This window comes from Hyphomicrobium sp. CS1BSMeth3 (assembly GCF_900117415.1).
In the GTDB taxonomy this organism is placed as follows: Bacteria; Pseudomonadota; Alphaproteobacteria; order Rhizobiales; family Hyphomicrobiaceae.
On sequence record NZ_FPEI01000005.1, the window covers coordinates 1,105,270 to 1,117,311 of the forward strand.

The window sequence follows — 12,042 nt, forward strand, 5'->3', positions numbered from 1 at the left end:
CGGTCACTTCTTGCCCCAGTTCCGCGCCATCTGCCGGATCTGCTCACGATCGAAGCTGTTTGCTTCCTTGAGCACACTTGGATCCCAGAATGTCACCTCCTCAGACGATCCTTTGACCACGCCGCCTCGGCGCAGAAGATCGATATAGCCCTTGATCTGTTGCTCCGTGGAAAGGCCGAACTGACCATCGACGTCGTAGACATTCAATAGGCGCGCCTTCAGGCTGGCGGCTGCCGTCCGCAGGGCCTCTTCTTCAGATACGCCGCGCTGGCGCGTCTCCGGAAACATCTCCCAGTGAATGCGAATGGCGGCCTCCGGATTTTCAAGCGTGAAGAGGGTGGCCTTTGCGAACGCGCTGGACAGATGAACGAAAAGCTCGCGCTTTTGCGCAAACAGCGTTTTTTTTGTGATCACAGCCCCGGTAAGGCCGACGCGCTCGCGAGATACCTCCGGGCTCGTAAGGAAGCGAATAGGAACGCCCGCGGCCTCGACCTGTCCGTAGAGTCCATCAAACAATGCCAGAACCTCCACGCGTCCCGACTTCAGCGCGTAGGCCGCCTCTGGACCGTCACCAACCGCGACGAAGTTGACTTTTGAACCGTCGCCACCGGTCATACCCACGAGCGCCCGCGTAAGCGGTACCTGCGAGTTCTCCAGGCCCTGAACTCCGATCGTCATGCCTTCGAGCTCGCGCAGCGTCTTGATTCGGCTCTCGGGCTTGACCGCAGGGAAGCTCTGAAATCCGTTGATGAAGGTGTAGAAACCGACGATGTCCGCATTCGGTACCTTGTCGAGATACGCGAGTGTTGCGGCCGTGGCGGGCATCGCAACGTCGATCTTGCCTGTCTCGAGCGCCTGCACAACGACACTCGCGCCCTGCATGCGTACGACGCGGACATTCAGCTTGTCCGGGTCAACGAAAAGCTTGAGCGGGACCGAGCTGTAGTAGGCGGTCGATGCAGGCATCGTTGCCGTCGGATACCCTATGGTCAGTGATTTTTCCGGCGAGGTTGCTTGAGAGAAGGCGTCCGCGCTCGTCAGAAGCAGGGCCGTGCCCACTAACAATGCGCATAGCGGGTTGGTAGATATTTTCATTGTTTCCTCCTGATGTTTTTTCTGAAGTCTGGGTCTGATCCCGATGCCTTGATTTAGATCTGGATGCGGGATTGGTCGTGCAGCCAGAACGAGATTCTCCGCTCCACCAGCGACGTGATGAAATGCAGAAGCAGGCCGACTGCCATGAGAAGCACGAGGCAGGCATAGACACCGGGAACGTCGAATTGCGCCTTAGCCTGTATAAGAGCAAAGCCAAGCCCGCTGTTCGCTCCAAGAAACTCGGCTACCACCGCGCCAATGAGTGCGAAGATCACGCCGATCTGGGCGCCGGCGGATATGAAAGGCACGGCATGAGGGAGCCGCATGCGAAAGAACATCTGGTGCGGCTTGGCGCCGAGCGAGCGGAAGAGATCGTAGTGATCCCGGTCGCGGACACGAAGCCCCTGCATGGTATTCACCATGATCGGAAAGAAGCAGACGATTGCGACGATCGTGACCTTCGAGAGATCACCGAAGCCGAGCCACAACACGATAAGCGGCGCGATGGCCACTTTTGGCAGGCTCTGGAACGCCACGATGAACGGCAGAAACACGCGCTCCAGGAACTGGCTACTCGTCAGAACGCTTGCCACAACAACGGCAGCAAGGAATGCACAGACGAAGCCGAGAGCGAGCGAGCTCAAGGTCGAGATGATGTGTTGCTGAAAGAACCCGGTGGAGAAGCCGTCAACAAGCACCCAAGCCACACGGCTCGGTCGCGGTAGGACAATATCGCTGATCCAGCCGGCGCGCGTGGCGTACTCCAGGAAGCCAACGAGCGCGGCTGCCAAGGCCACTGAAACAACGGGCTCGATCCGGAACGCAAGGCCGCTATGGTTCTTGTCCGCAGCCGGCAACGACTTCTCATCGACGGATACTGTTGTCATGGCACTAGCCTCCCGACCGTCCTTTTGTCGAGCAGCTGATGGATGCGCTCGACCACGGCGTAGAATTGCGGATCCTTCTTCGCAGCCAGCCCTCTCGGGCGTGGCAGCTTGACTGGGATATCGGCCACTATCCGCCCCGGATTGGCCGACATGACGAGGATGCGATCCGACAGCAGCGTGGCCTCTTCGATGTCGTGCGTGACGAAGAGCACTGTCTTCCCCTGCGACATGTGAAGTCGCTGAAGCTCCATATTGAGGTCAGCGCGCGTCATGGCATCAAGGGCACCGAAGGGCTCATCCATGAAGAGAAGATCGGGATCGTGCAGAAGGGCCCGCGCAAGCGAGACGCGCTGCTGCATGCCACCGGACAACTCGCTGGGGCGCTTTTGATGCGCATTGCCCAACCCGACCATATCGAGCAGCAATGCAGCTCGATCCTTCGCCTCCTTGATTGGCAGTCCGAGAATACGCGCCGGCAGCAGAACATTGTTGAAGACGGTCAACCATGGCAGCAGAGCCGGAACCTGGAACACAAATCCGTAGCTTCCCGGCTGCACCTTCTGCCCCGTTCGGCCGTGCACGATCTTGCCGCCGGAGAGCGACATGAGGCCGCTACACATCTTTAGAAGCGTCGTCTTTCCGCAGCCGCTCGGACCGACCAGACTGACGAACTCACCTTCGCGAACCTCCGCGTCAACAGGTGTGAGCGCGAGGAACTGTGGCCCGTTCGGCCGCTTGTATGTCTTGCAGGCCCCCTGGATCGTCAGAGCCGATGCACACCGCATTCCGGTCGCGAACTGCGCGTGGGTGCCTCCGTCTATTGTGGTGACCGGCGCGTTGCTCGTGTTCATGATACTCTCCGAAAGTCCAGGGCCGTCGCGCATCATCTCCTCAGCAGGGCGGCTTACGACTAGCGCTTGCCGGTCCGACCGACAGTAACGATGCGGCGGAGGAAGTGCCGAACTCATCTCTTGAACTGGATGCATTTGCGGAAGCCGAAGCTGTATTGGTTGCGCTTGTGCGCGAATGGCCAAATGCCTGGGTCTGAGCATCCCACTCGTCGGTACGGTCGGTGCGACGCCTTAGCAGATGCTTCTGCACGCGCTGTGAAGGCGTTCTCGGAAAATCACTGTAGAGCTGCACGTAACGCGGGACGGCAAATCGCGGCAGGTGGCTACGGCACCATTCGACGAAGGCTTGCGGAGAAAACGAACTGCCGGGCCGCAAGACGATGCACGCTTTGACTTCGTCCTCTCCCCCTTCGAAGTCGGACGGGACGCCGACGATCGCCACATCTTCGACCGCGGGGTGCTCTCGGATCGGCTCTTCGATCTCGAACGAGGAGATGTTTTCGCCGCGACGGCGGATTGCGTCTTTGATGCGATCCGAGAAGTAGAACCACCCCGAATCATCCTTTCGGAAGCCGTCTCCGGTGTGAAACCAAAAGTTCCGGAAGGCTTCCAGGCTGCGCTCCGGCATGCTCACGTACCCTTGATTCAACGTCCAAGGAGTTCGCGCACGGACGACGAGTTCTCCAACTTCGCCATTCGCTACCGGCGCGTCCGTTGCAGGATCGACGATCTGGAGATCGAACCACTGCTGCACAGCCACACCGCAGGCACCCTTTGGACGCTTGATCCCATAGGGCGACAGCAGAGGGAGGCAGATCTCCGTCTGCCCGTAACCTTCAACAATCTCGATCTCGCCAAAGCGTTCGCGAAAGGCTGCGAGCATGTCGTGAGGTGTGGGCGCGGCAAAAATGCAGCGCAGCCGGTGCGCTTTGTCCCGAGGGCTTGGCGGTTGCGCCATGACGAAGGGCAATGTCACGCCAACCGAGTTTACGATCGTCGCACCGGTATTGATCAGACGCTGCAGCCACTGGCCGGCCGAGAACTTCTCATAGAGAACGCAGCGAATGCCGTAGATGAGCGAGGGATAAATCGTGAGGAACTGGGCATTGGCATGATAGAATGGAAAGCTGGTAAGATAGACGTCGTCCTCGGTCATTCGAACGAGCTGCGCGCTGAGCTCTCCGAAGAGATAGAGCTGCGCGTGCGTCATGAGCACGCCCTTCGAGGGGCCAGTGGTTCCCGACGTGAAGAGAATGGCGGCGGTATCTTGCGGTAGAATCTCGCATTCAGGATTGCGTTCGTCGTCGACCTCGATCTGCTCAAAAGCAAAGACCTCGGCACCCTGCTGCAGCGACCGTTTGCTCCTGGCTCCCGGTGCGCCGATCACGATCAAGCGCTTCAGCGTTTGATATTCACCGAGATCCGCCTCGATCTCCTCAAGCATGTCGTGGGTGACGACGATCGTGTTCCCGCCGCTCGTCTCAAGCTGATGCCGCAGGAATCGATCGCGATACGACGGGTTGATGGCGACCTCGACGGCGCCGATTTTGTTCGCCGCAAACCACAGCAGAACATACTCGAGCGAGTTCGGCAGGAGCAGTACGACGCGATCACCCTTGGCCACTCCAGCCCTGCTCAACCCATGAGCCAGTCGGTTTGCCCTGCGATTGACTTCAGCGAACGACAGCGGCGCCTCGTCGTCCGTCCATTGCAGGAATGGCCGCTCCGGTATGCGCGCGGCCTGCCGTTCGAGGAGCCTCGGCACAGTCCAATCGGCCTCGGCGAAACGCGGTGAGAAATTGGGATAGCTGAGCTTCACGCTTGTTGCCTCGTGTTGGCCAACCAAATCAGCATCAGGTCCAGCCCTTGCTGGTTCGCAGGTGATATTCGAGAAGATCGGGGGTCCGCGTCATGTGCCAGTAGTCGACATGACGCCACGGCATCACGGAGAACACACGGCCTGCGCTGTTGCGGTACCAGTTGCGCATGCCGGGGTGCGTCCAGACGAGCTTGTCGTGCTCGGCGTCTAAGCGTCGGTTGTAATCGGCATGAACCTCGTCCCGAACGTCGATGCCGTCGATGTCGCCGTCGATCATTTCGACAAGACAGGACGCGATGTAACGAGCCTGACACTCCGCCTGGAATATGGCGCTTCCGCCGTGGCCCAGATTCGTGTTCGGTCCGTAGAGACAGAAGAAGTTTGGAAAGCCGGGCACGGTCATTCCAAGATATGCGGTCGGATTGTCTTCGCCCCACACGTCACGGATCGTCGAGCCGTGGCGTCCCCTGATTTCCATTGGGCTGAGCAGCCGCTGCGCTTCGAAGCCCGTTGCGAGCACGAGCACATCGAGCGTGTGTCGCCCGCCGGAATCATCGATGACATCAGACTCCTCGATGGCCTTGAGGGATGTGTCGATCAGTTCGACATTGTCGCGGCGGAGAGATTTGTACCAGTCGTTGTCGACCAGTATGCGCTTCCCATACGGCGGGTAGTCCGGCAGCGACTTCGCGATGAGATCCGGGCGTCCCTCGAGTTCGTTCAGAAGGTACTCGGTCATCTGCTGACGGTGGCGGTCGTTCGACCTGTTGACCGACCGCATGGGCTCCGGCCAGTCGGGATCGCGATAGAGGGACGGCAGAAGGCCGTCCGCGAAGCGCCAGAACAGTCCGAAACGGTACCATTGGTAATAGTAAGGTACGTTCTCGAAGAGCCAGATCGTGCCTGGATTGACCCGGCGATGGTAGTCGGCTGTCGGGCGGACCCACTGAGGTGATCGCTGGAAGATCGTCACATTTTTCGCTTGGCGGGCAACAGTTCGCAAGAGTTGCATGGCGCTAGCGCCAGTTCCGACGATGCCCACGCGCTTGCCGGTAAGATCGACATCCGTTCGCCACCGCGCAGTGTGAAAGCACGGCCCCGGAAATGTCTCAAGACCGGGGATCTTGGGTACTTTTGGCTGATTGAGCTGTCCAACGGCCGCGATGACCGCGTTCGCGCGAACTGTCTCTCGCGTACCATCCTTGCATTCCACCTCGACGTGCCACTTCGCAGTCGCTTCATCCCACTCCATTGCGGAAACGGTTTTCTCCAGCTCGCACGAGGCGCGTATCGCGAACCTGTCGGCCGTATCATGGATATAGTCGAGCACCTCGTTGCGCTTCGAGAAGTAGTGCGCCCATTTGTAGTTGGGCGCAAAGTCGTAGGAGTAGAAGTGGTTCGGCGTATCGACACCGGCCTCGGGATAGACGTTTTCGAACCAGGTGCCGCCAACGTCCGCGTTCTTCTCGAACAGGCGATATGGGATGCCGAGCCGCGAAAGAGCGATGGCCGCGCAGATTCCGGATAGACCCGCTCCGACAATGACAACCAGATGATGGTCGACCTTGGCAGGATCAACGCGCTTGACCGACGCATCAGGCGTCTGCAGGGCGAACTGCTCAATGATCATCGGAACGTACTCGCGGGGCACGTTTTCGCCCACGCAGATCGAAAGCATGCGCCCAAACAGCTCTGCGTCGATCGTTCCGTCGACAATACGCCGACCTACGCGGAGGTCCTCGATCAGGTCGATCATCGCGGCGCGCACCTCAGCTTGAACCTCGTCACTGAGGCCACCGCTGTCGTCGGCAAACAACCGGATGTCACGCTTGGGCGCGTACCGAGGCGATAGCCATTTAAGATCGCGCGTCAGCTGGACCAGGCACATGAGCAGCGCAGGGATGGACCCGTGCTCAAGCGCTGTCCTCAGCGCCCCAATGGATAGAGCCATGGCCTTCACAGTGCGTTCCTTCCCACGAGCGCTTTATCGGTTGGAGCTCAAGGCTCCCGCGCATGATGCTCGACTTGTCGATTTTGTCAATATGAGCTATCTATTGTCTATAGACAATATTCAGGAGAGCGTGAATGCGCATTCGGCAAGTCCCTGCAGTCAAGAAAGCGTCAGACATTTTGTTCTTCCTGGCCGGCGCCAAAGGTCCGGTGGCCCTCAGTGAGATCGCACGCGAGCTGGGCCTCATCCCGAGCAGCTGTCTCCATATTCTGCGCGAGCTGGCCCTTACTGGACTTGTAGAATTTCATGCCAATACGAAGCGCTACGAGATTGGCATCGGCGTTGTCGCACTGGCGCGGCGTCATGCGCAGAAGGATGTCTTCACTGCGCTCGCGCAGCCTCATCTGGAACATCTTGCCGCTACGCATCGATTGCGATTTGTCGCGAGCAAGAGCGACGGCAATGACGCCGTCGTTGTTCTGGCAGGCGCATCGGCCGCAACGAACGACGTCTATCTCGATACGCCCGTCGGATTTCGCGTTGAGCTCTTTGCGGGCGCCACGGGCCGCTGCGCCGCGGCTTTCGGAGGCTTCTCACAAGAGGAGCTGCGCCAGCGTTTCAAGTTCATCCGCTGGCAAACGCGCCCCAAGCTCAAGGACTGGCTTGCCAGCCTAGAGGAAACCAAGCGTCGCGGCTGGGCGATCGATGCCGGTATCTATCGGCGCGGAATTACTTCGATCGCCTGCCCAATCTTTGACAATGCACCTGATGCTAGGCATTTTATTAACGTTGTCGCGCTAACGCCTGAAGTGTCCGACGATCGCGCTATTTTAATCGCTACCTCGCTGGCTGACGCTGCGCAGCAGATCAGTAAGAGGTTGTTGGAACTCGAGACTGCACCGGCGTAATGTGAATAGCGTCAATCATGCAGCTCAGTACCTCCAGCCCCAGTCCGTACGTAGAGACGAACGCGAGATGTTCGTCAGTTCAGGATCTGCGATGCGATTGACGGAGGTGAGTGCATGGGGGGAGATCACGCTTCCAAAGCGCGAGCTGTCGTGACGCAACCAAATCGAGGCGATCTTGACGGAGCGAGTAGGTTGCATCTCTCTTCCGGAGCAGGCAGCTTCACCGTTATATCAATCGGTGCGTAGACTACACGCGTACGCGCTCGATATCGCGAAGTTCGCAAGCGCATTAGCTCGAAGACATCTTTCGAGCTGGCTTCACTGCCGGGGCGACGACGCTCGCATCCTCCGCCCTGGCGACAAGCGCATTACGCCATCCTGGATGGCGGGCCAGCGGAACCGGCCATCCTCGAGCCGCTTGGCCATCGACTTGATCGCAGCGTACCCTTTGAGATCATGTGATGAACCGCCGCTTTTCGATCTCAGAAGACGGGTTCCCTTGTAGGAACTCCGCCGCGAAGGCCCTGAGGTGCCCAGGAGGCTTAAACTAGTTCAGTTCCATTGTGCCGTGAATTGCGCTGCACGATCCCTTGTCTAGAAAAGCCTTGTGTCCCTAATCTTGCGCATATCGTCTTTCAACGATTCACCGCCCTTGTTCGCCGTCGGCCTGCACCGTGAGCACTCCTCTGGTCGTCCCTCATGCGCTTCATAGAGAACGGTTCCGATATTCCCGACGACCTCATTCGTACGGTTAGTGATGGGGATGCAGTGTTCTTGTGCGGGGCCGGCGCATCTATGCGCCTCGCTGACATGCCCTCGTTCCAGACGCTGACCGATCGCATTTACGCTGAGCTCGGCGAGTCGTATCAGAATGAGCCGGCCGAGCGCATTGCCTACGAGCGCAACGAGTTCGACCGCGCACTGCGCTCCCTAGAGAAGCGAACACTGTTCCCGAAGTCGCCATCGCGTGTTCGGGCGGCAACCGCACAAATCCTAGCAGCCAGAACGGTTGTCAACACAGCCGACCATCTCGCTCTGCTACAGCTGTCCCGCGACCATGACGGTCGGCCGAGGCTATTGACCACCAACTTCGATACGCTCTTCGAACGCGCCGCGCGAGATGGTGGGTTGGTCGATGCGCCAAGCCACGCGGGAAAGGCTCTTCCGAGCCCTGGTAGTGACAATGACTTCGGTGTCATGCACCTGCATGGCCGACTCCCGGACAGCGAACTGTCCCTTGCCCACACGGATCTGGTTTTGACCAGCGCCGACTTCGGCGACGCCTATCTTCGCGATGGCTGGGCGTCACGATATATCGAGGATCGGATGCGACAGAACACGCTGGTTCTGGTCGGCTACAAGGCCGAGGATGCGGCTCTACGCCTGCTGCTTGAGACATTGGACGCAAACCGGGATCGCTTCCGTGATCTCAAAGATATCTACGCGATCGATAAGCGGAGAGACGAGTCTGCTTCTATTTGGAAGGCCAAGGGAATCAAGCCGATCGAATTCGCGGACTACGATGCCTTATATTCAACGCTCCACGAATGGGCGCGTTATGCGCTCAAGCCGGCAGAGTACGGTCGCCGCCGAGTGAAAGCCATTCTGACAGGGCCGCCTGCACCTTCGGCAAGTGAGGGGGCATGACTGGCCGAGATCCCGGAAAGAGGCGGACGCCCGTTGATGCGTCGGAGTTCGAGCGCGAGCAGCTTCGTTTCTTGCTGGCGCGAGGCGACCTCACGGCGACGCTCACGGAGATCAACCCTTCGATAGCGTGGCTTCCATGGCTTTCCGAGGTGAAGCTTCTTCAGCCGAACACGCAACTCGCCCCGTGGATCGAGAAAAACTTCTTCGATCCGGACAGCGTGCGCGATGTTGCCGCCAGTATTCATTTCTTCAACGCGGACACAGCCGAAGTATTGGAATCCCGATTGAATCGGCAATCCGATACGCTGCCGCCGGTGCTTGCCCAATCCTGGCGCCTCATCGTTCAATACATGCGCGGCGCGCGAAGCGACACGTTGACCAGTGAATGGTTCGATATCGAGCCGCGCATCAGAAAGGGAGATCGCTCTCCGGAGATCATGGAGAGGCTCGCCCGGGCGCTAAGGCCAAAACTAAAAATCAGCAGATACTTCGCGTGGCGCCAAGAACCTCCTAAGTCGCCGAAGGCGCCCACCGACCTCATGTCCATCGAATTTGAGGTCGAGGACGGATTGGACGAGCAGGAAGTCCTCTCCACTTGGCCGGTCGATGCCCAGGCAGAAGTCGACGAGAAGTTGCTGGAATACCTTACTGTTTCCGTCAATGCGGCGCTCGCAAACGCCGTTGACGCGGGCGTCGAGAGCGATCGAGGGTACAGCACCTCCGATAGCGATGTACCTTCCATCGCAGCACACCACCAGAATGCGCATCATGGTGGTTTTCAGCCGATTGTGCGCGTCATGGCCGAGATCTGGAGCCGGCTGGCGAGCAAGGACGTAAGTCGTGCGCTTCGTATCTATGAGTTCTGGCGACAAAGCGCGTTCCGTCTCGGCAGGCGTCTGGCACTCTTTGCCGCCGCGAACCCAATTGTCTCGGCCTCAGCGGTGACGAAGATCCTCGCCGAGCTCCCGCAGAGCGAACTATTTCTTACAAGCGCCTCGGTAGAGATTCACCGGCTGCTGCGCCAGCGATGGCCCGATCTAGACACCAAGCAACGAGAGGCCATCGAGAGGCGCGTCGCCGAGGGGCCGCCCGCGGAGGCGTTTCGGGAGGGCAGCAGCACCGCTCGCTTCGTGGATCGCTGTCGCTTCGATCTCCTGGGCGACCTTGAACGGGCAGGGCTCGAGCTCACTGATGCGTCCAGAGAACTGCTGATTGAGCTGAGAAAGCGTTGGCCCGACTGGGAGCCTCGCCCTTCCGAACAGGCAGGCTTTCATGTGTGGAGTGGAGGCGCTGATTGGGTCGCCGGTGATGCGAAAGGATTGGAAAATGTCCCCGACGAACTCCTTGTTGCCGCAGCGCAGAAGGCCGCCGAGGCTGACCGTATCGGAAACGATCCTTGGCCGGTGATCTGCGAGAATGATCCTCGTCGAGCGCGCCGCGCTCTCGAAGCTCAAGCGACCCAAGAGCTGTGGCCAGTGTCGGCTTGGACTAATTTCCTGGGGGCGACTCGCAAAATTGAAGCACCTGAGGATGCCGACGCCATTGCCCGGCTGCTTCTTGGTATTCCTGATGCTTCATTTGTTGAGATTGCGTCGGCAGCGTCCTGGTGGCTCAGCAGCACAATCGACATTCTCGACGATGCCCTCCTCTGGGCCCTGTGGGACAAAATCGCAGTGTGCGCACGCAGAAGCGTGAACGAGGTTGAAGATGCCGGATCAGTTCACTGAGGCTCTCAATGCGCCAAGCGGGCGGCTTGCAGAAATACTTCTCAAGAAGCTGACGCGGACCGACGACGGCGGGGAGATGTCAGAGGAGATGCAGGCCAGATTCGAGAAACTCATCTGCGCCGAAGGCCAGTTTGGGGACCTGGCACGTGTGCGCCTTGCGGCGGACGTACCGTTCCTCTTTGACCGCGCACCCAGGTGGACGACCGAGAACATCCTCCCCCTCTTCGACTGGTCTTCTCCCGACGCACGCGCCGCATGGTCGTCGCGAAAGTATTCCACGAGCATCGGCTCTCCGGAGCTCGTGTCGCTCGTGAAAGAGCCGTTCCTCCAACTGTTCGGTAGGAGTGACATGGAGGAAAATGACATCGAGACGTTTGCCGATTGGCTCGTCGCGATGATGCTCGCGAACCAGTCAGGCGAGACAAACTATCCCATCAACGCCACCGAAGCGCGCGCTTCCTTGCGCCATGCTGGCGCACGAGGCATGCGCATCGTCGCCCATCGCCTCGCTCGGCAGATGGAGAAGGCCGAAGCCGATCAGAAGATTGAGCAGTGGCGGCATACCGTGGGACCGGTGTTCCAAAGCATCTGGCCGCTCGATGTCGAGCTGCAGTCCCCTTCTTTAACTTTCAAGCTTGTGCAAATCCTTCGCGCGACGGGAGCGGCCTTCCCCGAAGCTGCTGACGTGATTGTGCCGTTCATTCGCCCAGAGGATCCGCGGAGACACACGAGCGTCTACTCAATTTCGAAAGCGCCAGATATCCTATACTCGTCCTCACCTGAGAGAATGCTGGACCTCCTGTCCGCGATCGTCGGCGACGTACCAGGCCGTAGCTTCTACGCCATCAACGAAACTCTGGAGCGCATCCGTGGGCACAATGCGCGTCTAGCTGACACACGGAAGTTCCAGAGGCTCGGGGGCGCCGACGTCACCGCACCCTGAGCCAAAACCATCTGCGTTGCGCGAGGGCGTGAGCAGTGCCTCCTCCAGTTCATAAACGTCGACACGGGGATCTGACCCGGGATTGGGACGGCTATGCCTGAACTTCGACCGGAGGTGCGAGACGTCCTCGCAACGTGCTCATACGTGCTCCCGCAGGCTCATGCTTGCGCAAAATTTTTGTGGGGTAAAATGTGGGGTAGGCGTTTTGGGGAAC

The 12,042-nt window shown here is 59.2% G+C and carries 9 protein-coding genes; 4 read left to right on the forward strand and 5 right to left on the reverse strand.

The window, feature by feature from the left end; translation table 11 throughout:
* Nucleotides 1–3 precede the first annotated feature (3 nt).
* The 5 genes from CS1BSM3_RS14260 to CS1BSM3_RS14280 are packed head-to-tail and all read right to left on the reverse strand — an operon-like array spanning nucleotide 4 to nucleotide 6,603.
* Nucleotides 4–1,095, reverse strand: a complete 1,092-nt coding sequence (locus tag CS1BSM3_RS14260; RefSeq protein WP_083528581.1) for an ABC transporter substrate-binding protein — start codon at nucleotides 1,093–1,095, stop codon at nucleotides 4–6.
* 53 nt (nucleotides 1,096–1,148) lie between these two features.
* Nucleotides 1,149–1,982: an ABC transporter permease gene (locus CS1BSM3_RS14265; RefSeq protein ID WP_083528582.1), complete on the reverse strand. Its 834-nt coding sequence runs from the start codon at nucleotides 1,980–1,982 to the stop codon at nucleotides 1,149–1,151.
* The gene (locus CS1BSM3_RS14270) at nucleotides 1,979–2,833 is read right to left on the reverse strand and encodes an ABC transporter ATP-binding protein (protein ID WP_174263684.1); all 855 of its coding nucleotides are present in this window, start codon (nucleotides 2,831–2,833) and stop codon (nucleotides 1,979–1,981) included. The genes CS1BSM3_RS14265 and CS1BSM3_RS14270 overlap by 4 nt, the downstream gene beginning before the upstream one ends.
* 40 nt (nucleotides 2,834–2,873) lie before the next feature.
* A complete protein-coding gene (locus CS1BSM3_RS14275; RefSeq protein ID WP_072387713.1) occupies nucleotides 2,874–4,652 on the reverse strand; it encodes an AMP-binding protein in 1,779 nt (592 codons plus the stop codon).
* Nucleotides 4,653–4,686: 34 nt separating this feature from the next.
* Complete coding sequence (locus tag CS1BSM3_RS14280; RefSeq protein ID WP_072388241.1) at nucleotides 4,687–6,603, reverse strand: flavin-containing monooxygenase; 1,917 nt, start codon at nucleotides 6,601–6,603, stop codon at nucleotides 4,687–4,689.
* A gap of 134 nt (nucleotides 6,604–6,737) precedes the next feature.
* Between CS1BSM3_RS14280 and CS1BSM3_RS14285 the strand changes: the two genes are divergently transcribed.
* The 4 genes from CS1BSM3_RS14285 (at nucleotide 6,738) to CS1BSM3_RS14300 (ending at nucleotide 11,828) form a co-directional block, all read left to right on the forward strand.
* Nucleotides 6,738–7,511, forward strand: a complete 774-nt coding sequence (locus CS1BSM3_RS14285) for an IclR family transcriptional regulator (RefSeq protein WP_072387715.1) — start codon at nucleotides 6,738–6,740, stop codon at nucleotides 7,509–7,511.
* Nucleotides 7,512–8,210: 699 nt separating this feature from the next.
* Nucleotides 8,211–9,158 (forward strand): SIR2 family protein, encoded by a 948-nt coding sequence (locus CS1BSM3_RS14290; RefSeq protein WP_072387716.1) that lies wholly within the window; start codon nucleotides 8,211–8,213, stop codon nucleotides 9,156–9,158.
* Nucleotides 9,155–10,885, forward strand: coding sequence for a hypothetical protein (locus CS1BSM3_RS14295; protein WP_072387718.1), 1,731 nt, complete (start codon nucleotides 9,155–9,157; stop codon nucleotides 10,883–10,885). The genes CS1BSM3_RS14290 and CS1BSM3_RS14295 overlap by 4 nt, the downstream gene beginning before the upstream one ends.
* On the forward strand, nucleotides 10,866–11,828 hold the full coding sequence (locus CS1BSM3_RS14300) for a hypothetical protein (RefSeq protein WP_072387719.1): 963 nt from the start codon (nucleotides 10,866–10,868) through the stop codon (nucleotides 11,826–11,828). Before CS1BSM3_RS14295 ends, CS1BSM3_RS14300 begins: the two co-directional genes overlap by 20 nt.
* The last annotated feature ends 214 nt before the right edge of the window (nucleotides 11,829–12,042 follow it).

Bases quoted from the DNA above. Each gene is read 5' to 3' on its own strand.
- CS1BSM3_RS14260 (WP_083528581.1), bottom strand. From the start codon at position 1,095: ATGAAAATATCTACCAACCCGCTATGCGCATTGTTAGTGGGCACGGCC.
- CS1BSM3_RS14270 (WP_174263684.1), bottom strand. From the start codon at position 2,833: ATGAACACGAGCAACGCGCCGGTCACCACAATAGACGGAGGCACCCAC.
- CS1BSM3_RS14265 (WP_083528582.1), bottom strand. From the start codon at position 1,982: ATGACAACAGTATCCGTCGATGAGAAGTCGTTGCCGGCTGCGGACAAG.
- CS1BSM3_RS14280 (WP_072388241.1), bottom strand. From the start codon at position 6,603: ATGGCTCTATCCATTGGGGCGCTGAGGACAGCGCTTGAGCACGGGTCC.
- CS1BSM3_RS14290 (WP_072387716.1), top strand. From the start codon at position 8,211: ATGCGCTTCATAGAGAACGGTTCCGATATTCCCGACGACCTCATTCGT.
- CS1BSM3_RS14300 (WP_072387719.1), top strand. From the start codon at position 10,866: ATGCCGGATCAGTTCACTGAGGCTCTCAATGCGCCAAGCGGGCGGCTT.
- CS1BSM3_RS14285 (WP_072387715.1), top strand. From the start codon at position 6,738: ATGCGCATTCGGCAAGTCCCTGCAGTCAAGAAAGCGTCAGACATTTTG.
- CS1BSM3_RS14295 (WP_072387718.1), top strand. From the start codon at position 9,155: ATGACTGGCCGAGATCCCGGAAAGAGGCGGACGCCCGTTGATGCGTCG.